Origin of the sequence: Streptomyces apocyni (assembly GCF_009739465.1) — a bacterium.
GTDB lineage: Bacteria > Actinomycetota > Actinomycetes > Streptomycetales > Streptomycetaceae > Streptomyces > Streptomyces apocyni.
On record NZ_WHOM01000044.1, the window covers coordinates 73553 to 94012 of the forward strand.

General features: G+C 70.8%; 22 protein-coding genes and 1 pseudogene. 14 read left to right on the plus strand and 9 right to left on the minus strand.

The genetic code is table 11. The features are described 5' to 3' along the window. Positions 1-108: 108 nt before the first annotated feature. From GCN81_RS09440 to GCN81_RS09475, 10 genes and pseudogenes are all read left to right on the plus strand, one after another. Entirely contained in the window at positions 109-1347 is a 1239-nt protein-coding gene (locus GCN81_RS09440; RefSeq protein ID WP_156723628.1) for a Mur ligase family protein, read from the plus strand. Between the two features lie 31 nt (positions 1348-1378). Continuing rightward, positions 1379-2107 carry a type 1 glutamine amidotransferase gene (locus tag GCN81_RS09445; protein ID WP_156723630.1) on the plus strand — a complete coding sequence of 243 codons (729 nt, stop codon included), beginning with the start codon at positions 1379-1381 and terminating at the stop codon, positions 2105-2107. A gap of 138 nt (positions 2108-2245) precedes the next feature. Beyond that, a complete protein-coding gene (locus GCN81_RS09450) occupies positions 2246-3271 on the plus strand; it encodes a 6-phosphofructokinase (protein WP_156723632.1) in 1026 nt (341 codons plus the stop codon). A gap of 134 nt (positions 3272-3405) precedes the next feature. After that, complete coding sequence (locus tag GCN81_RS09455; RefSeq protein WP_156723633.1) at positions 3406-4359, plus strand: cytochrome c oxidase assembly protein; 954 nt, start codon at positions 3406-3408, stop codon at positions 4357-4359. 182 nt (positions 4360-4541) lie between these two features. Continuing rightward, entirely contained in the window at positions 4542-4700 is a 159-nt protein-coding gene (locus GCN81_RS31790) for a hypothetical protein (protein WP_197287546.1), read from the plus strand. 239 nt (positions 4701-4939) lie between these two features. Next, a complete protein-coding gene (locus GCN81_RS09460; protein ID WP_156723635.1) occupies positions 4940-6424 on the plus strand; it encodes a hypothetical protein in 1485 nt (494 codons plus the stop codon). 166 nt (positions 6425-6590) lie between these two features. Further along, positions 6591-7616, plus strand: coding sequence for an endonuclease/exonuclease/phosphatase family protein (locus GCN81_RS09465; protein ID WP_156723637.1), 1026 nt, complete (start codon positions 6591-6593; stop codon positions 7614-7616). An 85-nt stretch (positions 7617-7701) separates the two neighbouring features. Further along, positions 7702-7848 (plus strand): annotated as a pseudogene (locus tag GCN81_RS31795) (alcohol dehydrogenase); the annotation flags it as partial. Continuing rightward, complete coding sequence (locus GCN81_RS09470; protein ID WP_156723639.1) at positions 7845-8876, plus strand: carbohydrate kinase family protein; 1032 nt, start codon at positions 7845-7847, stop codon at positions 8874-8876. The pseudogene GCN81_RS31795 and the gene GCN81_RS09470, both read left to right, overlap by 4 nt. Positions 8877-8887: 11 nt before the next feature. Continuing rightward, positions 8888-9367, plus strand: coding sequence for a nitroreductase/quinone reductase family protein (locus GCN81_RS09475; RefSeq protein WP_156723641.1), 480 nt, complete (start codon positions 8888-8890; stop codon positions 9365-9367). A gap of 23 nt (positions 9368-9390) precedes the next feature. On the opposite strand, the gene GCN81_RS09480 is transcribed toward GCN81_RS09475, so the two are convergent. Next, the gene (locus tag GCN81_RS09480) at positions 9391-10158 is read right to left on the minus strand and encodes an SDR family NAD(P)-dependent oxidoreductase (RefSeq protein WP_156723643.1); all 768 of its coding nucleotides are present in this window, start codon (positions 10156-10158) and stop codon (positions 9391-9393) included. A gap of 231 nt (positions 10159-10389) precedes the next feature. On the opposite strand from GCN81_RS09480, the gene GCN81_RS09485 reads away from it, so the two are divergent. Continuing rightward, positions 10390-11160, plus strand: a complete 771-nt coding sequence (locus tag GCN81_RS09485) for a lysophospholipid acyltransferase family protein (RefSeq protein ID WP_156723847.1) — start codon at positions 10390-10392, stop codon at positions 11158-11160. 104 nt (positions 11161-11264) lie between these two features. Continuing rightward, positions 11265-12308 (plus strand): NAD-dependent epimerase/dehydratase family protein, encoded by a 1044-nt coding sequence (locus tag GCN81_RS09490; RefSeq protein ID WP_156723645.1) that lies wholly within the window; start codon positions 11265-11267, stop codon positions 12306-12308. Between the two features lie 30 nt (positions 12309-12338). Here the strand turns inward: GCN81_RS09490 and GCN81_RS09495 are convergent, their stop codons facing one another. From GCN81_RS09495 to GCN81_RS09525, 7 genes are all read right to left on the minus strand, one after another. Next, the gene (locus tag GCN81_RS09495; RefSeq protein WP_156723647.1) at positions 12339-13151 is read right to left on the minus strand and encodes an urease accessory protein UreD; all 813 of its coding nucleotides are present in this window, start codon (positions 13149-13151) and stop codon (positions 12339-12341) included. Continuing rightward, complete coding sequence (gene ureG, locus GCN81_RS09500; protein WP_156723649.1) at positions 13148-13834, minus strand: urease accessory protein UreG; 687 nt, start codon at positions 13832-13834, stop codon at positions 13148-13150. The genes GCN81_RS09495 and ureG overlap by 4 nt, the downstream gene beginning before the upstream one ends. Before the next feature lie 53 nt (positions 13835-13887). Continuing rightward, positions 13888-14562, minus strand: coding sequence for an urease accessory protein UreF (locus tag GCN81_RS09505; RefSeq protein WP_156723651.1), 675 nt, complete (start codon positions 14560-14562; stop codon positions 13888-13890). Further along, a complete protein-coding gene (locus GCN81_RS09510) occupies positions 14562-16283 on the minus strand; it encodes an urease subunit alpha (protein ID WP_156723652.1) in 1722 nt (573 codons plus the stop codon). The genes GCN81_RS09505 and GCN81_RS09510 overlap by 1 nt, the downstream gene beginning before the upstream one ends. Then, positions 16276-16587 (minus strand): urease subunit beta, encoded by a 312-nt coding sequence (locus GCN81_RS09515; protein ID WP_156723654.1) that lies wholly within the window; start codon positions 16585-16587, stop codon positions 16276-16278. The genes GCN81_RS09510 and GCN81_RS09515 overlap by 8 nt, the downstream gene beginning before the upstream one ends. Positions 16588-16600: 13 nt before the next feature. Next, a complete protein-coding gene (locus GCN81_RS09520) occupies positions 16601-16903 on the minus strand; it encodes an urease subunit gamma (RefSeq protein ID WP_156723656.1) in 303 nt (100 codons plus the stop codon). Between the two features lie 76 nt (positions 16904-16979). Then, entirely contained in the window at positions 16980-17618 is a 639-nt protein-coding gene (locus GCN81_RS09525; RefSeq protein ID WP_156723658.1) for a TetR/AcrR family transcriptional regulator, read from the minus strand. Between the two features lie 116 nt (positions 17619-17734). Here GCN81_RS09525 and GCN81_RS09530 point away from each other — a divergent pair, with 116 nt between their 5' ends. Further along, on the plus strand, positions 17735-18778 hold the full coding sequence (locus GCN81_RS09530; RefSeq protein ID WP_407697955.1) for an ABC transporter permease: 1044 nt from the start codon (positions 17735-17737) through the stop codon (positions 18776-18778). 77 nt (positions 18779-18855) lie between these two features. Here GCN81_RS09530 and GCN81_RS09535 read toward each other — a convergent pair whose 3' ends face one another. Next, positions 18856-19371: an SgcJ/EcaC family oxidoreductase gene (locus GCN81_RS09535; protein WP_231626567.1), complete on the minus strand. Its 516-nt coding sequence runs from the start codon at positions 19369-19371 to the stop codon at positions 18856-18858. Between the two features lie 609 nt (positions 19372-19980). Between GCN81_RS09535 and GCN81_RS09540 the strand changes: the two genes are divergently transcribed. Continuing rightward, positions 19981-20454: a C40 family peptidase gene (locus GCN81_RS09540; protein ID WP_156723662.1), complete on the plus strand. Its 474-nt coding sequence runs from the start codon at positions 19981-19983 to the stop codon at positions 20452-20454. Positions 20455-20460: the final 6 nt, after the last annotated feature.

The following is a 20460-nucleotide window of genomic DNA, read 5'->3' on the forward strand; positions in this document are numbered from 1 at the left end:
GTGGTTCGGGGCCCGGCCCGGACCTCGATAGGCTGAGGCCGGACCAGTGGTCGGGGGCTGGGGGGCCAGGTACCGGCACAGCGCCGTATGCAAGGAGGATCTAGGACGATGTCAGGGAACACGGACCCGCTGTCGCCGCGGGCCAAGCTGGCCGTGACGGCGGGCAAGGCGGCCGCTGCCGTATCGCGGGCCGCGGGCCGCGGCAGCGGATCGGTGATCGGCGGCCGGGTAGCCCTCAAGCTGGACCCGGAGCTGCTCGGGCGCCTCGCCCAGCACCTCGACGTGATCCTGGTCTCCGCGACGAACGGCAAGACCACCACGACCCGGCTGATCGCCGAGGCGCTCGGCGCGGCGGGCCCGGTGGTGTCGAACGCGCTGGGCGCGAACATGCCCGCCGGGATCACCTCGGCGCTGGCCGGTGGCTCGGACGCCAAGTTCGGTGTGATCGAGGTCGACGAGAAGTACCTCGCGGGCGTCGCGCGCGATGTGGCGCCCAAGGCGATCGCGCTGCTGAACCTCTCCCGCGACCAGCTCGACCGGGCCGGTGAGACCCGGATGCTCGCCGAGCGCTGGCGGGAGGGCCTGTCGGGCTCCAAGGCCGTCATCATCGCCAACGCCGATGACCCGCTGGTGGTGTGGGCGGCGTCCTCGTCGCCGAACGTGGTGTGGGTCGCGGCGGGCCAGGAGTGGAAGGACGACGCCTGGTCCTGCCCGTCGTGCGGCGGTGTGATGCAGCGCCCCGGCGACGACTGGTTCTGCGGCGAGTGCGGTTTCCGCCGTCCCGCGCCGAGCTGGGCGCTCAGCGGCGACCACGTCCTGGACCCGCACGGCTCGGCGTGGCCGATCCACCTCCAGCTCCCGGGCCGGGCGAACAAGGCCAACGCCGCCAGCTCCGCCGCGGTCGCCGCGGTGTTCGGGGTGCCGCCGCAGGTGGCGCTGGAGCGGATGTACCAGGTGCAGGCGGTGGCCGGCCGGTACGACGTGGTGCAGTTCCAGGGCCGTGACCTGCGACTGCTGCTCGCGAAGAACCCCGCGGGCTGGCTGGAGACGTTCTCGCTGATCGACCCGCCGCCGTCCCCGGTGCTGCTGTCGGTGAACGCGCGTGGCGCCGACGGCACCGACACCTCGTGGCTGTGGGACGTCGACTACACCCGGCTCGCCGGGCACCCGATCTTCGTCATCGGCGACCGCAAGCTGGACCTCGCCGTCCGCCTGGAGGTCGCGGGCCTGGACTTCCGGGTCTGTGAGACGGTCGACGAGGCGGTGCAGCTGGCCCCGCCCGGACGGATCGAGGTCATCGCCAACTACACCGCGTTCCAGGACCTGCGCCGCCGCGTCGGCAACTAGCCCCCGCCACACCTCGTAAGGACGGATCAGCATGAGTGACAACAGCCTGCGTGTGGTGTGGGTCTACCCCGACCTGCTGAGCACGTACGGCGACCAGGGCAACGTCCTGGTCGTGGAACGCCGGGCCCGGCAGCGGGGCCTTCAGGTCGAGCGCTACGACGTGCGCAGCGACCAGCCGGTGCCGACGTCCGGCGACATCTACCTGATCGGTGGCGGTGAGGACCGGCCGCAGCGGCTCGCGGCCGAGCGGCTGCGCCGGGACGGCGGCCTGAACCGCGCGGCGGGCAACGGCGCGATCGTCTTCTCGGTCTGCGCGGGCTACCAGATCCTCGGTCACGAGTTCATCAACGACCTTGGTGAGCGGGAGCCGGGCCTCGGCCTCCTCGACGTGGTGTCCACCCGTGGCGAGGGCGCGCGGTGCGTCGGTGACGTCCTGGGCGACATCGACGGCCCGCTGGGCCTGCCCCAGCTCACGGGCTTCGAGAACCACCAGGGCATCACGCACCTCGGCCCGTCGGCGCGGCCGCTCGCCCGGGTACGTCTGGGACAGGGCAACGGCACCGGGGACGGCACCGAAGGCGCGTACAACGACGCGGTGTTCGGGACGTACATGCACGGTCCGGTGCTCGCCCGCAATCCGCAGATCGCGGACCTGCTGCTGAAGCTGGCCCTGGACGTGAACGCCCTGCCCCCGGCCGACGACCGGTGGTACGAGGCGCTGCGCGACGAGCGGATCGCCGCGGCGACGCAGCCCGCCTGACGCTGTCGTTCGTAGGCTTCTCCAAGGTCCGGCAGATGGGACTGATTCGGCCCCGTCACTTCGCACTAGTAGGGTGACGGGGTCTTTGCCGGACGGCGTGGTCCGGTCTCCCGCCCACGTTGCAAAGGTTCTTGGGCCATGCGTATTGGTGTCCTCACCTCCGGCGGCGACTGCCCCGGACTGAACGCTGTCATCCGTTCGGTCGTGCATCGCGCCGTGGTCGACCACGGTGACGAGGTCATCGGCTTCCACGACGGGTGGAAGGGCCTGCTGGAGTGCGACTACCGCAAGCTGGACCTGGAGGCCGTGAGCGGCATCCTGGCCCGCGGTGGCACGATCCTGGGCTCCTCGCGGGTGCAGCCCGCGCAGCTGCGTAACGGCGTCGAGGTGGCCAAGAACCACCTCGAGGAGCTGGAGCTCGACGCGGTCATCCCGATCGGCGGCGAAGGCACCCTCAAGGCGGCCCGGCTGCTGTCGGACGGCGGTCTGCCCATCGTCGGCGTGCCGAAGACGATCGACAACGACATCGCGGTCACCGACGTGACCTTCGGCTTCGACACCGCCGTCGGCGTGGCCACCGAGGCGCTGGACCGGCTGAAGACCACCGCCGAGTCGCACCAGCGGGTGCTGATCGTCGAGGTCATGGGCCGCCACACCGGGTGGATCGCGCTGAACTCGGGCATGGCCGCCGGTGCGCACGCCATCGTCGTGCCGGAGCGCCCCTTCGACATCACGGAGCTGGCCGAGCGGGTCGGCGCGCGTTTCGCGCAGGGCAAGAAGTTCGCGATCGTCGTCGTCGCCGAGGGCGCCAAGCCGCGCCCGGGCACCATGGAGTACGACGAGGGCGGCAAGGACATCTACGGGCACGAGCGGTTCCAGGGCATCGCCCGGGAGCTCTCCCTCCAGCTGGAGCAGCGGCTCGGCAAGGAGGCCCGCCCGGTGATCCTCGGCCATGTGCAGCGCGGCGGCACCCCGACCGCGTACGACCGGGTACTCGCCACCCGCTTCGGCTGGCACGCGGTGGAGGCGGTACACCGCGGCGAGTTCGGCAAGATGACGGCCCTGCAAGGCACCGACATCGTGATGGCCCCGCTCGCCGAGGCGGTGGAAACCCTCAAGACGGTGCCCGACGAGCGCTACGCCGAGGCCGAGTGCGTGCTGTGACCCTCAGCTCGTAGCGGTTCCGCTGGTCAGTAGCACTGGCCAGTACTGCTGTTCAGAACCGCCCCCGCCCGCAGTCGCGGACCGGGGCGGTTCTACTCTGGTTCGGACAACCGGTACGAATCAGGAGCGAGCGGATGGCGGATCACAGCGGACACGGCATGATGATGGATCTGCCGCCGTTCACGCTGGCACGGGGTCTGGAACTGTCGTTGGACCCCTTCTTCCTCATTAGCTCCCTGGTGGCGCTGGGGCTCTACGGCTGGGGTGTGGCGCGGCTGGTGCGGCGCGGGGACGCCTGGCAGGCCGGCCGTACGGTGGCGTTCGTACTCGGCGTGCTGAGCATCGCGCTGGTGATGTGCACCAAGCTGAACGACTACGGCATGGTGATGTTCAGCGTGCACATGGTGCAGCACATGGTGATCAGCATGCTGTCGCCGATCCTGCTGCTGCTCGGGGCGCCGATGACGCTGGCGCTGCGCGCCCTGCCGGTCGCGGGCCGGGGCCGTAAGGGGCCGCGGGAGCTGCTCCTCAAGGTGCTGCACAGCCGCTATATGCGGGTGGTCACGCATCCGGCGTTCACGCTTCCGATGTTCATCGCGAGCCTGTACGGGCTGTACTTCACGCCGCTCTTCGACTTCCTGATGGAGTCCAAGACCGGGCACACCTTCATGATGGTGCACTTCCTGATGGTGGGTGTGGTGTTCTTCTGGCCGATCATGGGCGTGGACCCGGGGCCGCGGCGGCCCGGGTATGTGATGCGGATGCTGGAGCTCTTCGCGGGCATGCCGTTCCACGCGTTCTTCGGGATCGCGCTGATGATGGCGTCCCAGCCGATGATCGGTACGTATATGAGCCCCCCGGCCTCGCTGGGCATCGACGCGCTCAGTGACCAGGAGGCCGCGGGCGGAATCGCCTGGGCGTTCAGTGAGATCCCGTCCGTGGTGGTGCTGATCGCGCTGCTGTTCCAATGGCGTCGCTCCGAGGAGCGGGAGGCCAAGCGCAAGGACCGGGCCGCCGACCGGGACGGCGACAAGGAACTGGAGCAGTACAACGCCTATCTGGCGTCACTGCACGCGCGCGGGAGCTAGGGTCTCCCCGGGCGTACGGCCCCTCCGCATCGCTGGCATCTTCCTCCCGTCCGGGAGATGATCCGGAAGGAAGGACCGGAAGGAAGAACGGCCTAGCGGAAGTGGGTCATCGCGGGAGACGATGACCTATCAGCCGCGGTACGGGCGCAGTGGCGCCCGGCTACCGGGAGGAGAGTGTCGCGATGCCCGACGCTACGAAGGCCATGGGCGTGATCACCGTCGGCGGACTTGTCGTGGTCACGGCCTACACGGCGGCGCTCGGCAGTAACGGCTGGCTGTGGTTCGGCTGGGTGGTGCTGGGGCTGATCACGCTGGCCATGGCGATGTCCCGCCCCACGTGAGCCCTGGCTTGGACCGCCCCCTGGTGACCACTGTCCGAGCACGGTTGCATACTGTGTGGCGTGACGGGTGGTGACCCGGCACGCCGATTGAGTCGCGCACGCCGAATTGGGGGGCTTGCATGGAGCCGGGAGACAACCGTTTTGGACCAGGCTCGGTGCCGCCCCCACCTGGGCAGCCGCCCGCCTTCGGCCCGCCGCCCCCACCTCCGCTACCGCCCCCTCCCCCGGTCCAGCCCCCTGTGTCGCCGGATTCGGTGCGCGCGCTGGCCGTCGGGCTGCTCAACCTGAGCGGTCTTGGTCTCGGGTACGTCCTGCTGCGCCGCTGGCTGCTGGCCGTCGTGTGCTGGGCGGCCACGGCCGGGCTGCTGGTGCTCGCGCTGCCCGCCGACCCCGAGGGCATAGCGGGTCCGTGGGTGATCGCCTACGCGGTGTTCCTGCTGCTCGCCGCGGCCGACGGGGCGCGGCGCGCCTACCGTGCGGCCCTGCTGCTGCCGGTGCGGTCCCTGGTGGCCGCGGCCCTCGGGCTTGTCCTGCTCGCGATACCCGCGGGTGGCGCGGTGGCCTATGACTCCGCCAAGGACGAGGCGATGGAGAAGGTGCTCCTCGAACGCCTCGACAAGGCCGACGGGATGGTCAAGAGCGCTTCGGGCACCGCGTTCGCCCAGGCGAAGCCCGAATACCGGCTGGCCCTGCGGCGCTACCGCTCCCTGGGTGAGAAGCACCCGGGCTCGCGGGCCGGGAAGCTGGTGCCCAAGCGGCTGGACGCCTACTACCGGGCCGTGGCCGCGCCGTACCACGACAACGACCACTGCACGGCGATCGAGCCGCTGACGTATCTGCGGACCGTGCCGGACCAGGTGGACGGCAAGCTGCTCGGCGAGCTGGCCGACTGGCCCGACGACCCGCTGGCGACCTCGCTGTACGAGTGCGGGATGTCCAGTCTGGGCAGCAGGACGGCGGGGTCGACGGGTGGCGACCTGGGTGAACTGCTGCGCACGTTCCCGGAATCCGAGCAGGCCAAGAAGGTCGAGCCCGCGATCCGTAAGGAGATCAGGACCCAGGTCGCGCGACTCAAGGGCAGTGCGCCGTGCACGGCCACCGACCAGCTGCGCCGGATCGGCGGCACGGCCAAGAACCTGCCTGACGGCACCGGCGACGCGCTGGGCCGGGACGTGGACAACGGGGTGGAGAACGGCACCTACGCCTGCGGAGTCGACCAGTTCAAAGACAAGAAGTTCAGTTCCGCCAAGCGCACGATGACCGACTTCGCCCGCGAGTACAAGAACAACGCGCGCACTCCGCAGGCCAAGAAGATCGCGATCGCCGCGGAGATCGCCGTCGCGCGCCCCTCGGCCGGGAAGAAGCTGCCCCGCGCGAGCAGTCCCGGCGGGGCCAAGATGGAGCTGGTCATCACCAACGACGCCCCGAAGCCGGTCGAGATCCTGTACACCGGCTCGATCACCGGCACCATCAAAATCCCGGCGTGCACCAACTGCAAGGAGTACGCCGACCGGACCGCCAGCAGGAAGAACGGCTGTGAAAGCGGCTCGAAGAAGTACCGGAAGACCACGCTGCGGCTGCCCGCGGGTGACTACCACTTCCTGGCCAAGTACGGCTTGGGCGTACGGGACATCGCCAGCGGCCGCGACATCCGGCCCGGCTTCCGCTACACCACCTGCACGGTGATCGTCAGGGGCGGTTCGCTGGGGTCGCTGGGGCTGTGAGTGCTGGCGTCCGGGGCGGGTGTCAGGTTCGGAGTTGAGGCCCAGAGGTGTGAGGCCCGGAGTTGTCAGGTTCGCGAGCGGCTCTGTGAGCGGGCCGACGCGGGCGGAGAACCGTTTCACCGCGTAGCTCGTCTTGGGAGGGACGAGGTCAAGCGGATGGGAAGCCATGGTGGAGCGGGCGCACAGCGGTGCGACGTCGACGGTGAAGGCCGCGGTGCCCGGATGGGTGGGGCGGTGGGTTCGGGGCGAGGACGCGAGGGGGCGATCGGCCTGGACGCGGGGGCGGGTGCTCGCCGCGCTCGCGGCGCTGACCGGCGCGCTCCTGGCGTTCCACCGGGCCGTGCCCAACTCCATCGGCCGGCTGGGCAGCTTGCTGGAAGCGTTCCTGCCCTGGCTCGGTGTGGTGGTCGCGGTGCTGTTCGGGCTGGCGCTGGTGCGTCGTTCGGCCACCGCGTTGGTGGCCCTGCTCTTGCCGATGGCGGCCTGGACGTACCTCTTCGGCGGGCTGCTGCTGCCTGGGGCGAAGCCCGGCGCGCACGACTTGGTCGTGGTGCAGCACAACGTCAGCGACGAGAACACCGACCCGGCGGGCACGGCCCATGTCTTGGCTGACGCCGAGCCCGATCTCATCGCGCTGCAGGAGCTGGAACCCCCGGCGCTGGCGGTCTACGAGAGGACCCTGGCCTCGGACTACCCGTACCACGCGGTCCAGGGCACCGTCGGTCTCTGGTCGAAGCATCCGCTGACCGGCGCCCGGTCGTTGGACATCAAACCCCAGGGGATCGCGGATGGCTGGAGTCGCGGACTGCGGGCCGTGGTCCACGCACCTCACGGCAAGCTCGCGGCGTACGTCGCGCACCTGCCCTCGGTCCGCGTCGGTGCGAGCGGCTTCGCCTCCTCCTGGCGCGACGAGAGCGCCGACCTCCTGGGCAGGGCCATCGCCGCCGAGGAGCTGCGAACGGCGATCCTGTTGGGTGACCTCAACGGCACGGTCGAAGACCGGGGTCTGACCCCACTGACCTCACGGATGAACGTGGCGGAACGCGGCTTCGCCTTCAGCTTTCCCACCGCCTTCCCACTGGCCCGAATCGACCAGGTCATGGCCCGCTCAGCCACCGTCGCCCAGATCCGCACCTTGCCCGCCACCGGCAGCGACCATCTGCCGGTCGCCGCCCAGATCACACTGCGCTGAAAGAGCGGCACACCTCAGCCGGTGGACGTCAACGAGGACCGGCTCGCCGCCGCCCGTACCATCGGTTGCGGCAGCGCGGTGGTCACACCCGTACCGGATCCAGCACGAGGAGATCGCTATCACCGGCTCCCTGACAGTCCCGCACAGCTACGAGCGCGGCGCCGAGTTGTTCGCCGCGGGAGGGCTCGACCCCGAGGTCTTCAAGGGTCGGAAGGTCCAGGTCCTGCCGTGACCGGCGGTCCCACCGCCCCTCGGGCGCTCGTCATCGGCGAGGCGCTGGTGGACGTCATCGCCGGGCCCGACGGCCCGCAGCGGAGCCACCCCGGTGGCAGCCCCGCCAACGTCGCGCTGGGTCTGGGCAGGCTCGGCCACCCGGTCCGGCTCGCCACCCGCGTGGGGCAGGACGACTTCGGCCAGCTGCTGCGAGACCACCTGGAGCGCAGCGGCGTCGAGCTGTCGACGGGTTCCGTCGTCGACGCCCCCACCTCCACCGCGACCGCCGTACTCGACACCGCGGGGGCCGCGAACTACACGTTCGACATCACCTGGGCACTGTCGGAGGCCGCCGAGGAATCGCTGCGCGACGGCCCGCCCGCGCACGTCCACACCGGGTCCATCGCCACCGCCCTGAGCCCTGGAGCCGACCAGGTCTTCCGCGCGCTGCACACCCTGCGGACCTCGGCCACCGTCTCCTACGACCCGAATCTGCGGCCCGCACTGCTGCGCTCCGCTGAACGGGAACGGGAACGGGAACGGGTGGAACAACTGGTCGCCGTCAGCGACGTGGTGAAGGCGAGCGAGGAGGACCTGGCCTGGCTCCACCCCGGCGAAGGCGTCAACGAGACGGCGGCCCGCTGGGCGCGTAGCGGCCCGGCGCTGGTCGTCGTCACTCTGGGCGCGGACGGCGCCCGAGCCTGGTGGCCACACGGCCGTCAGGATGTCGCGCCGGTGCTTGTCCGGGTGGCGGACACCGTGGGGGCGGGCGACGCGTTCATGGCCGGGTTGATCAGCCGCCTGCTGTACGGCGGTCTGCTGGGCGGCGGCCCCGGAGCCGGGGCGGCAACGGCCCGGGCGGCCCTCCGCGCGGCGACAGACACCGATCGGCTGCCCGCGGTGCTGCGCGACGCGCTGTCGGTGGCGGCCCGCGCGGCAGCACTCACGTGCGCACGCGAGGGGGCGGACCCGCCCACCGCGTCGAGACTGATGGCCCCGGCCGTGTTGGACCATGGCCTGGGCAGCGAGGCACACCAACGTGAGTGAGGGACCGGGCTATGACGAACGAACGTGAGCGCACGTCACCCCGGCTTCCTCCGCGTTGGTTCATCCGCCTCGCCTGGTCCGTACACCGCGGCCTGTACCGCGTCACCAGGGGCCGAGTCGGCCTGTGGCGTGCGCGGTCCAGACGCTGGGGTGCGCTGCGCCTGACCACTACCGGGCGGCGCACCGGGCGTCGGCGCAGCGTGTTCGTCGGGTACTTCGAGGACGGTCCGCATCTCGTCACACTGGCGATGAACGGCTGGGGTGCCGCCGAGCCCGCCTGGTGGCTCAACCTCCAGGCGCACCCCGACGCGGAGGTCGAAGTCGCCGACGGGCCACGCCGAGTGACGGCCCGCGCCGCGGCGGGCGATGAACGGGCGCGTCTATGGGCCCGCTGGCGCGAGATAGACGCGAACCTCGACGCCTACGCGGCGCTCCGACCGTACGAGACCACGGTGGTGATCCTGCAGCCACGGATCGAGCCCGAGCGATGACCACGTCCTCCCCCTTCTTACGCTCACTTCGGGGGCTTGCGGGATCGCGCCAACCTGGCGGCGACGGTGCGGCGCGGTAGATGTCGTACGGCCATCGCATACGCCTTGTACCGCCACCCGGTGATGCTGATGGGCTTGTTGTGACGCAGGTCCTTCAACGCCTGGTTCACGACGCTGTCTGCGTCCAGCCACGCCCAGGACGGCAGCAGACTGACGTCCATCTTCGCCCGCTGCTGGAATTCGGTACGGGTGAAGCCGGGGCACAGGGCCACCACGCGAATGCCGTACGGCGCGAGGTCGACGCGGAGCGACTCGCTGAAGCTGGTGATCCAGGCTTTGGCGGCGCCGTAGGTTCCCGTGGGCAACAGGCCAGCCACGGAGGAGACGTTGAGGATGACCCCTCGCCGCCGACTGGTCATGCCGGGGATGGCCGCGTGGGTGAGGCGGAGAGGCACGCGGACCAGGAGATCCAGCATCCGCTCCTCGTCGTCGACCGGACTGTGGGGGAACGGAGCCGGGAGTCCGAAGCCAGCGTTGTTCACCAGGACGTCCACAGGGCGGTCGGGCGTGCTGAGACGTTCCTCGACCGTGCGGCACTGCGGTGGGTCGGTGAGGTCGGCTGCCAGGACGTCGACCGTCACACCGAACCGCGTCCGCAGGTCGGCGGCCGAGCGGTCCAGGCGGTCTTGGTCCCGGGCGACTATCACCAGGTCGCAGCCCATTTCCGCGAACCGGCGGGCGAAGGCGGCGCCGATGCCCGACGTGGCTCCGGTGATCAGAACGGTGGTCATCAAACTCACTTGCTCCTGGATGTGGTTGCGGTGGGGCAGCCGCCCGCCCTGAACAGCACGATTAGCGTACTGAAGGGCCGTCAGGAAGGGCGGCACAGGGGCAGCATCGATCCGGCCGAAGACCGTTACACCCGACTCCGTCTGCGCCTACACTGAACCCGCTCGAACACCTCCTGACCTGCCCGAACGCGGCACCGGAGCCGATCCGGTAGAGTGAGAGGCGACGACCCTGTGTTCTATTACCTGCTCAAATACGTCTTGCTGGGGCCGCTGTTGCGGCTGTTGTTCCGGCCCAGGATCGAAGGTGTTGAGCAGGTCCCGGCGTCGGGTGCGGCGATCGTCGCGGGAAATCATCTGTCGTTCTCCGACCACTTTCTGATGCCTGCCGTCATCAAACGGCGGATCACCTTTCTGGCGAAGGCCGAGTACTTCACGGGCCCCGGGATCAAGGGGCGGCTCGTCGCGTCGTTCTTCCGCAGCGCGGGCCAGATCCCAGTGGACCGCTCCGGCAAGGAGGCGGGGAAGGCGGCGATCCGGGAGGGGCTCGGCGTGCTGCGGAAGGGTGAGCTGCTGGGTATCTATCCGGAGGGCACCCGCTCGCACGACGGGCGGCTCTACAAGGGCAAGGTCGGGGTCGCCGCGATGGCGATCAGAGCGGGCGTGCCGGTGGTGCCTTGCGCGATGATCGGTACGTTCGAGGCGCAGCCGCCCGGGCAACTGATGCCGACCTTCAAGCGCGTGACGATCCGCTTCGGGAAGCCACTGGACTTCACGCGGTTCGCGGGCATGGACAACGAGAAGGCCGCCCTGCGCGCGGTGACGGACGAAATCATGTACGCGATCCTCGAGTTGTCCGGGCAGGAGTACGTGGACCGCTACGCGGCCGAGGTGAAGGCCGAGGAACAGGCGGAGCGGGCTCAGCAGGAAAAGGAGAAGGGGAAGGACAAAGGGAAGCGGGAGGGGACGGGGAAGGGGAAGTTTCCGCGGATGCCGCTCAGTTGAGCTCTGCCGGACAGCCACGCGAGCGTCCGGATCAGCCATGGGAGTAATCCGCGCGGGGCGAAACCCCCTGGGGGTCAGGCGGCCTGCCGCGTACGGTCCACACCATGAGGCATGCAGTGGTGATCGGGGCGACAGGGCAGATCGGGCGGGCCACGGTACTGGCGCTCGCTGAGGACGGCTGGGACGTGACGGCCGCGTCCCGCGGGGGCGGGCGGGACGCGGCCTGGCCGACCACGGTGCGGGAGGCGCGGCTGGACCGGGAGGACGACGCGGCGCTGGCCGCTGCGGTGGGGGACGGCTGCGAACTGCTGGTCGACATGGTCGCCTTCCAGGCTCGGCACGCCCGGCAGTTGGCGGCGCTGGGCGACCGCGTCGGGTCGGCTGTCGTCCTGTCCAGCGTCTCCGTGTACGAGGACGATCAAGGTCGCGGCTTCGATACGCAGCTGGAGCCCAATGGGTTTCCCCGCTACCCCGTGCCGATTGCTGAGACGCAGCGCACGGTGGCCGCGGGCGAAGTTACGTATTCCACCCGCAAGGTGGCCATCGAGCGGGAACTCCTCGCGGCGGGCGACCGGTTGCCGGTGACGCTCGTGCGCGCGGGCGCGGTGCACGGACCGTACTGTCGTACGCCGCGTGAACTGTACTTCGTCAAGCGGGTGCTGGACGGTCGGCGGACCCGTGTGCTGGCGCGTGGCGGGGCGAACCGTTTCCATCCGGTCAGCGTGCGCAACGTCGCCGAGCTGGTGCGCCTCGCCGCGGCGCGGCCGGGGTCGCGGGTGGTCAACGGCGGTGATCCCGAGGCGCCGACGGTCGCGGAGATCGGGGCGGCGATCGACTCGGCGATGGGCTTCGAGAGCGAGACGGTGCTGGTGGACGGTCCCCCGCCTGAGCCGCCTGTTGGGCTGACGCCCTGGGATGCAGAGCATCCCGTGGTGCTCGACATGGGCCTGGCCGAACGGGAGTTGGGCTACCAGCCCGTCACCACGTACGCGGACTCGCTGCCCGAGACCGTGGAGTGGCTGGAGCGGCGGCTGCGTGGGGCGGCCCACTGGCGTGAAGCCTTCCCGAAGATGGCGGCGAACTACGATCCGGGCGGCGATCTGTTCGACTACACCGCGGAGGACGCCTGGCTCAAGCTGAAGCGGTGACCGACCGATCAGCAAGCCAGCCAGCCAGGTTCAGCGGAGGAGGCGTACGGCTTCGTCCAGTGTCCGGCGCAGCCGCAGCGCGTCCGGCGCCACGGCGGTGACGAGTACCGCGGGTCCGGCGAGTGGGGTGAGCGCGGCGTACTCGCCGAGGGTGCGGGGCTTCGGCGGATCGTCGGCGAACTCGGGGCGTACGGCTACCAGTTGTCCGACCGCCCGGTGCCCGCCCAGGACAGCGGGGCCGTCCCAGCCGCCGGGTGCTCCGGGGCCGCAGGCCAGTTCCTGATCGAGCAGCACGCGGCCCGCGTGACGCAGCGTCAGCCGGGTGGTCAGCCGCCCGGGCGGCTCGTCCGACCTGCCGAGCACCTGCTCCTCACGCAGCAGCAGCCGGGCGTGGGGGGCGAGTTCGGCGTGGGTGGTGACCCGCAGGTCACTCCCGTGGACGGAGATCAACTGTTCCGGCAGCCAGTGCAGCTCAGCACCGTCCTCGACGGTGAGCCGTACGGCGTAGTGCGCGGGCTCTCCCGCCTGCCCCGGCAGCGCGATCGTCGCCGCCGCTGAGCCGATCCGCAGCCGGGCCCCGGCTCGTGCCTCGGCCTCGACGGTGAGGTGGTCCCCACCGAGCGGTCCGCTCATCGCACCGACGAGGGTGACCTGGGCTTCGGCCCCGGCACCCCGGGTGCGACGTACGGCGAGCGGTCCCTCACCGGCGAGAACGGGCAGCACCGTGGACCCCCGACGCGGGTCCACCTCGGCGACGATCCGGGCGGTGGCCTGGACTCCCGCGATGTCCCGGACCCCTGCGGTGGCGAGGCCCACGGGCGCGAGGTCCGCTGGGGCGGTCATGCGCTGGCCCAGTCCCTGAGCCTGGCCCGTACCCACTCCGCGACCGGCCCGACGCCGTCATCCGTGCGGAGGGACTGGAAGACAACGGGGAGTTCGGCGCGCTGCTCCTTGGCGTCCCGGGCCATACGTCCCAGGTCGGAGCCCACATACGGGGCGAGGTCGGTCTTGTTGACGACCAGGAGGTCCGCGGTGGTGACGCCGGGGCCGCCCTTGCGGGGGATGTCGTCGCCGCCCGCCACGTCGATGACGAAGATCTGCGCGTCGACCAGGCCCTTGGAGAAGGTGGCCGTGAGGTTGTCGCCGCCGGATTCGACCAGGATCAGGTCGAGCGGGCCCACCTCGTCCTCCAGGTCCTCCACGGCTTCCAGGTTGGCGGAGATGTCGTCGCGGATCGCCGTGTGCGGGCAGGCGCCGGTCTCCACGGCGGTGATTCGCTCGGGCGGCAGCACCGCCTCGCGCAGCAGGAACGCGGCGTCCTCGCGGGTGTAGATGTCGTTGGTGACGACCGCGAGAGAGACGGTGTCGCGCAGGGCGCGGCACAGGGCGGCGACGGTCGCGGTCTTCCCGGAGCCGACCGGTCCCCCGAGTCCGATCCGCAGCGCGCGCCGGGTGCCGTCGGGGCGCTGGGCGTCAGCGCTGTGGGTGTGCCGCTCGGGGTAGGTCGTGGCGTGGTCGAGGTGCATGGTGCGGCTCCAAGAGGTCGCTTGGCGGTGGTAGGTCGGGGGGCAGGCGGCGCTCAGGACGCGAAGAGGCGTACGGGCCAGCCGCCGTGCGCCTCCGCGCTGATCTCGAGCAGCGGCGCGGAGGCGGCGGGCAGCGCGTCAGGGCCGTGGTCGAGCACGCGCCGGGCGGCGTCGGTCGCCTGGTCGGCGATGCGGTCGACGTCGGGCGCGAGTCGGGCCAGTACCGCGGTGGCGTCGAAGGGGTCCAGGCTGAGCAGCCGTACGGTCGCGGTCGCCGGGCCGCTGAGGGTCTCGTACGCGGCGCAGTACGCGGCGTCCGTGGGGCCGAGCGCCGCCGCGCGGGCGGTGAGTCCGAGCACCACGGGCTGGTGCGCGCCGCGTGGCCGGGCGGCGGCGAGTGCGTCGAGTTCGGCCGACGGCCAGGTGGCGCGAGCCGCTCGCATCAGCTGGCGGCCCAGCTTGCGGGCCGCCGTACGCAGCGCGGCCGACGGCGTACGGGCGTCCGCGGCCGCGTCCAGCTCCAGCGGGTCCACGCCGAGCGCGGCCGCCGCCGCGAGGGCCGCCGCGGTCAGGCCCGTGGTGTGCAGCCGCCCCCGGCAGAAGTCCGCGAGGCTCGCGGCGTCGGTGACGCGGCCCGCGGCGACCGCCGCCTCGGCGCCACCGGAGTGCGCGTGACCTCCGGCGGGGAAGCGGCCGTCGGCGAGTACCAGCAGTGCGGCTCGGGACATCAGAAGAGGAAGTAACGCTGGGCCATGGGCAGTTCGGCGGCGGGTGCGGCCTCGACGAGTTCACCGTCGATGGTGACGGCGAAGCTGTCGGGTTCGACCCGTACCTGTGGCCTGGCGTCGTTCTCCCGCATGTCCGCCTTGGTGACGTGGCGGGTGCTGCTGATCGCGGTGAACTCCTTGCTGAGGGCGAGCCGTTCGGGCAGTCCGTCGTCCAGGGCCAGTCGCGTGACGAAGTTCAGCGAGTTGCTGCCGGGAGCCCGGCCCGTCGCGCCGAACATGGGGCGGGGCAGCACCGGTTGTGGCGTGGGGATGGACGCGTTGGCGTCGCCCATCTGCGCGTACGCGATCTGCCCGCCCTTGATGACCAGCTGTGGCTTGACACCGAAGAACGCCGGATTCCACAGCACCAGGTCGGCCAGCTTGCCGGACTCCACCGAGCCGATCTCGGTGTCCAGGCCTTGGGCGACGGCGGGGTTGATGGTGTATTTGGCGACATAGCGGCGGGCCCGGAGGTTGTCCGCGCGGCTGTCGCCGTGCAGGAAGCCACGTCGCCGCTTCATCACATGCGCGGTCTGCCAGGTGCGCAGGATGACCTCACCGATCCTCCCCATCGCCTGGGCGTCCGACGAGATGATCGAGATCGCGCCGAGGTCGTGCAGGATGTCCTCGGCCGCGATGGTGGACGGTCTGATCCGGGACTCGGCGAAGGCCAGGTCCTCGGGGACCGCCGGGTTCAGGTGGTGGCAGACCATCAGCATGTCGAGGTGTTCCTCGATGGTGTTGACGGTGTGGGGCCGGGTCGGGTTGGTCGAGCTGGGCAGGATGTTGGGTTCGGAGACGACCGTGATGATGTCGGGCGCGTGCCCGCCGCCCGCCCCCTCGGTGTGGTAGGCGTGCAGGGTCCGTCCGGCGATGGCCGCCAGGGTGTCGCCGACGAAGCCCGCCTCGTTCAGGGTGTCGGTGTGGATGGCGAGTTGGGCGCCGGTCTCGTCGCAGACGCCGAGCGCCGCGTCGATCGCGGCCGGGGTGGCCCCCCAGTCCTCGTGGATCTTCAATCCGAGTGCGCCACCGCGCAGTTGGGAGAGCATTGCCTCGCGCGAGACGGTGTTGCCCTTGCCGAGCAGCCCGAGGTTGACCGGGTAGCCGTCCATGGCCTCCAGCATCCGGGCCAGGTGCCAGGGGCCTGGGGTGACGGTGGTGGCCTTGCTGCCCTCGGCCGGTCCGGTGCCGCCGCCGACGAGGGTGGTGATGCCGGAGGCCAGGGCCTCGTCGGCGAGCTGCGGGCAGATGAAGTGCACATGGGCGTCGATGCCGCCCGCGGTGACGATCTTGCCGTTGCCCGCGATGATCTCGGTTTCCGGGCCGATGACCAGGTCGGGGTGTACGCCGTCCATGGTGTCCGGGTTCCCGGCCTTGCCGATGCCGGTGATACGGCCGTCGCGGATGCCGATGTCGGCCTTGACGATGCCCCAGTGGTCGAGGATCACCGCGCCGGTGATCACGGTGTCCGGTGCGCCGTCGGCGCGGGTCGCGCGGGACTGGCCCATGGACTCGCGGATGACCTTGCCGCCGCCGAACACCGCCTCGTCACCGGCGCGTCCGGGCCCGCCCGAGCGGTCCTCCTCGATCTCGACGAGGAGGTCGGTGTCGGCGAGGCGGATACGGTCGCCGGTGGTGGGGCCGAACAGGTCGGCGTAGGCGGGGCGGGTCAGTTCAGCCATCGAGGGCACCTCCGGTCTCACCGCGCAGGCCGGGGATGATCCGTGCCCCGGCCAGGGGGACGAGTTCCACGTCGACGGGGATGCCGGGTTCGAAGCGCACGGCGGTGCCGGCCGCGATGTGCAGCCGCAGGCCGCGGGCGGCGGCGCGGTCGAAGTCCAGGCCCGGGTTGGCCTCGGCGAAGTGGTAGTGGGAGCCGACCTGGACGGGCCGGTCGGCGCGGTTCAGGACGGTGAGGCGGGTGACGGCGCGGCCTTCGTTGAGGCGCACCGGCTCGTCGGCGAAGAGGATCTCTCCGGGAATCATCAGCGCTCCCCCGTCAGACGATCGGGTCGTGCACGGTGACGAGCTTGGTGCCGTCGGGGAAGGTGGCCTCCACCTGGACGTCGTGGAGCATCTCCGGGATGCCCTCCATGACGTCGTCGCGGGTGAGGACCTTGCGTCCGGAGGCCATCAGCTCGGCGACGGTCCGGCCGTCGCGGGCGCCCTCCAGAAGGTGCGAGGTGATCAGCGCGATGGCCTCCGGGTGGTTCAGTCTCAGGCCCCGCGCCCTGCGCTTCTCGGCCACGTCCGCCGCGACATGGATGAGCAGCCGTTCCTGTTCATGCGGGGTCAGTTGCACGCGTGCCACCTCACAGTCGATGCCCCCGGAGGAAGGGGAAGATATCGCACGCTAATACCGAAGTTTTTCCGGCGCGTTAACTCGGCTGTGCCTCACCAGCGCCATCACCCATCGACATCACCCCGCGCAGCCCTTCCTCGATGAGCTCCACCGGAGCGTCTCCGAACAGCGCCTGCTGGACGGCGAAACCCTGCGCCACAGCGATCATGGTCCGGGCGACGCTCTCCGGTGACACGTCCGTACGCATCAGCCCGGCCTGCTGATACGCCTCCACGATCCGCACCCAGGCGGCCCGCACCCGGCCGAACCCTTCGTGGAGTACCGCGGCCAGCTCCTCGTTGCGCAGGGTCTCCGTCCACGCCTGGATCATCATCCGCGCGAAGCCGGACTTCCCCTCGTACGTCAGGCCGGTCGCCGCGCTGAAGACCTCCCGCAGGCCCTGCGCCACCAGCACGTCGGGCGGCGGGGGCGGGCTCTGCCGGGCGGCGGCCTCGAAGGTGGTGTGGATGGCTGTCAGCACCTCCTCGGCGATGGCACCGATCAGCTCTTCCTTGCTGCGGAAGTAGCGGTACACGGCGCCCGCCGAGAGGTCGGCCTCGCGCAGGACATCCTGCATCGACGTGGCGTGGAAGCCGTTGCGCGCGAAGCAGCGCGCCGCGCCGTCAAGGATCTGGCGGCGACGGGCGTCAAGGTGTTCCTGGGATACGCGAGCCATGCGCACAACGTAAAACGAATATTCATTCTTGACAAGCGCGCTCCCCCGGCAGGACAGTGGAGCTACAAAAACGAACGATCCTTCTCTTTGGTCATCGATCCGAATCGAGGGGCACCATGTCCGCCACATCGGCTACGACGCCCACCCCCGCCGCACCCGAGGAACTTCCCCCCGCGCCGCAGGCCCGGCGGATGGTCGCGGTCGCCGTACTGGTCCCCCTGCTGGTCACCCTCGCGCTGTGGGCGTTCACCTGGCCCGCCGCCCGCATGGCGCCGCAGGATCTGCCGCTCGGCGTCGCGGGCCCGACGGCCGCCGCGAGCGCTGTAAAGAACCAACTGGAGCAGCAAGGCGGCGCGTTCGAGATTCACCGGTACGCCGACGAGGCCGCCGCTCGCGACGCCATCAGGGACCGGACCGTATACGGCGCCGTCGTCGTCACCGAGCGCGGCCCGAAACTGCTCACCGCGTCGGCCGCGAGCCCGGTGGTCGCCCAGCTGCTCGAGCAGGCGGTGGCCGCCCAGTCCCCCGACGGCACCCCGCTGGAGACGGACGACATCGTCCCGGCCCCGGCGACCGACCCGCGTGGCGCCACGCTGAGCTCCAGCGTGCTGCCGATGGCGATCGCCGGGGTCGCGGCCGGGTCCGTGGTGACGATGCTCGGGCTACGGCGGACGCGGGCGGCGCTCACCCTGGTGGTCACCTCCACGGTGGTGGGCCTGGTCGCGGCCACGCTCACCCACAGCTGGCTGGGGGCGCTGACCGGCGACTGGTGGGCCGAGGCGGGTGTGCTGAGCCTGTCGGTGCTGGCGGTGAGCGCCGCGGTGGCCGGACTCGCGGCGCTGATCGGGCCCGCGGGGATCGGCGTCGGCGCCCTGCTCATCGTCCTGCTCGGCAACCCGTTCTCCGGCGTCACCTCCGCGCCCGAGTTGCTCCCCGAGCCGATCGGGCTGCTCGGTCAGTGGCTGCCACCAGGGGCGGGCGGAAGCCTGCTGCGGTCGGTGTCCTTCTTCGACGGCGCCCAGGCGGGCGGACCCGCACTGATCCTGAGCCTGTGGGCGGTACTGGGCCTGACGGCGGTGCTGCTCGGCGGGCGGCGGGCCGGACACGCCACCCCAGCACCCGAGCCGGGGAGCTCGGCGGAGCCCACTCCGGCTGGCTGACCCGACACCACGATCCGGCCGTGCGTCCCCGCTGTAGCGGACGGGGGCGCGCACGGCCTTGTGACAGTGCGCACGGATCAGTCGTCGGCGGGCACCATCGACGAGTGGTGGTTGACGATCTTCCACGTGCCGCCGCACTTCTCGTACTCGTACGTGTAACGGGCCTCGGCGATGCTCTTCTCGCCGGTCTCCGGGTCGGTGAGGTGGAAGTTGTACAGCCCGGCGTCGATCGCGGAGTTTCTGTCGAGAATGTTGATCTCACTCTGGACGATCTCGCCCTTCGGCTTCTTCGCCAGGAAGTGCTCCATGTAGTCGACGATGCCGGCGCGGTCCGTGCGGACCTCCGGCGAGAGGGTCGGCAGAAGCACCGCGTCCTTGGCGTAAAGGTCGGCGACCTTCTCGGCGTCGCCGGTCTGCAGGGCCGCGTTCCACTGATCGAAGAGGGCGGCGATCTCCTTCTTCGTGGGCTTGGCGGCGGCCTTGCCACCACCGCCGGAGGTAGCCATGCCCACCCCCACGGTCACGGTGCCCACGGTCACGAGGGTGGTGGCGGCGACGAAGAGGGCGCGCTTGCGTATGAGGTGGCGGGACAAGGTAACTCCAGTGCGATTGCGGTGGGTTACTCCCTCTGCGGTGGGAGCGATCCCACCCTTGCACCGCCCGGGTAAGCAGCTGGGCAGCATATGGACAACGGCAGGGCAAGGCTGACCCAAAACACCGCCGGACGGGTCGCGTTGCCGCCCGCGTCCACCGGATGACGCCGCCGGGCAGGGGGTGAGCCGTCCGCCCCGTGACCCGAAGGGACCAGTTCGGGTCGCCTGATCGGCGGAGCGGATGGTTGCCCTGATGGCGCAAGTATGTATCTGCCCTCGCGGTACGCGGCGCCCGGAATGCTTGCTTCCGGTGCTGGTCCGGGCCTCGCCGGGCATCGGCGCCGCAACCGCGAACCGGCCTTGTCCACCTGAATGGATCAGTAGTGAGGAGTCTCACACAGCGCCGTTTCTCCACGGTTTCGGTGGGTGCCGTGGGTCAAGATCCCTGGCGACGACAAGCCCCCGCCAGCAGCGGTGGGGCGGTCCGGGCGGACGCCGAGTCCTGCCGCCGTCCGGATGCCGGGTCGACGTCAGCGGATCGGCAGGAGTGGAGGACCCGCACCGCATCCGACAGGTCATCCTTCGCAGGCGGCTGCCGAAGGGTTGCGCATGACTTCGCGTCACCGTGTTCCTTCTCTACTCGCCAAGGTCGGCACCGCGTCGGCCCTCTCCCTCGTCGCTGTTGGCGGCACCCTGGTGGTGCCGGGCGCGGCGAACCAGGCCGACGCCGCCTCGGCCGGCGGCAAGGCCGTCAAGGTCGCGGCGTCGAAGAAGGGGGCGCCGTACAAGTGGGGGGCGGCCGGTCCACGCCGCTTCGACTGTTCGGGGCTGACGCTGTACTCGTTCAAGCGCGTGGGGAAGTCGCTGCCCCGTACGGCCGCGGCCCAGCGCAACAAGACCAGGCGGATCTCCACGGGCCAGCGCCAGCGCGGGGACCTGGTGTTCTTCCACTCCCGTGGCGGCGTCTACCACGTCGGGATCTACGCGGGGCGTGGGCGCATCTGGCACTCGCCCAAGGCGGGCGACGTGGTACGGCTGCAGAAGATCTGGACCCGCGGGGTGTCCTACGGCCGGGTGCAGTAGCCGGTA

Bases quoted from the DNA above. Each gene is read 5' to 3' on its own strand.
- GCN81_RS09440 (WP_156723628.1), top strand. From the start codon at position 109: ATGTCAGGGAACACGGACCCGCTGTCGCCGCGGGCCAAGCTGGCCGTG.
- GCN81_RS09445 (WP_156723630.1), top strand. From the start codon at position 1,379: ATGAGTGACAACAGCCTGCGTGTGGTGTGGGTCTACCCCGACCTGCTG.
- GCN81_RS09450 (WP_156723632.1), top strand. From the start codon at position 2,246: ATGCGTATTGGTGTCCTCACCTCCGGCGGCGACTGCCCCGGACTGAAC.
- GCN81_RS09455 (WP_156723633.1), top strand. From the start codon at position 3,406: ATGGCGGATCACAGCGGACACGGCATGATGATGGATCTGCCGCCGTTC.
- GCN81_RS31790 (WP_197287546.1), top strand. From the start codon at position 4,542: ATGCCCGACGCTACGAAGGCCATGGGCGTGATCACCGTCGGCGGACTT.
- GCN81_RS09465 (WP_156723637.1), top strand. From the start codon at position 6,591: ATGGTGGAGCGGGCGCACAGCGGTGCGACGTCGACGGTGAAGGCCGCG.
- GCN81_RS09475 (WP_156723641.1), top strand. From the start codon at position 8,888: ATGACGAACGAACGTGAGCGCACGTCACCCCGGCTTCCTCCGCGTTGG.
- GCN81_RS09480 (WP_156723643.1), bottom strand. From the start codon at position 10,158: ATGACCACCGTTCTGATCACCGGAGCCACGTCGGGCATCGGCGCCGCC.
- GCN81_RS09490 (WP_156723645.1), top strand. From the start codon at position 11,265: ATGAGGCATGCAGTGGTGATCGGGGCGACAGGGCAGATCGGGCGGGCC.
- GCN81_RS09495 (WP_156723647.1), bottom strand. From the start codon at position 13,151: ATGACCGCCCCAGCGGACCTCGCGCCCGTGGGCCTCGCCACCGCAGGG.
- ureG (WP_156723649.1), bottom strand. From the start codon at position 13,834: ATGCACCTCGACCACGCCACGACCTACCCCGAGCGGCACACCCACAGC.
- GCN81_RS09505 (WP_156723651.1), bottom strand. From the start codon at position 14,562: ATGTCCCGAGCCGCACTGCTGGTACTCGCCGACGGCCGCTTCCCCGCC.
- GCN81_RS09510 (WP_156723652.1), bottom strand. From the start codon at position 16,283: ATGGCTGAACTGACCCGCCCCGCCTACGCCGACCTGTTCGGCCCCACC.
- GCN81_RS09515 (WP_156723654.1), bottom strand. From the start codon at position 16,587: ATGATTCCCGGAGAGATCCTCTTCGCCGACGAGCCGGTGCGCCTCAAC.
- GCN81_RS09525 (WP_156723658.1), bottom strand. From the start codon at position 17,618: ATGGCTCGCGTATCCCAGGAACACCTTGACGCCCGTCGCCGCCAGATC.
- GCN81_RS09530 (WP_407697955.1), top strand. From the start codon at position 17,735: ATGTCCGCCACATCGGCTACGACGCCCACCCCCGCCGCACCCGAGGAA.
- GCN81_RS09540 (WP_156723662.1), top strand. From the start codon at position 19,981: ATGACTTCGCGTCACCGTGTTCCTTCTCTACTCGCCAAGGTCGGCACC.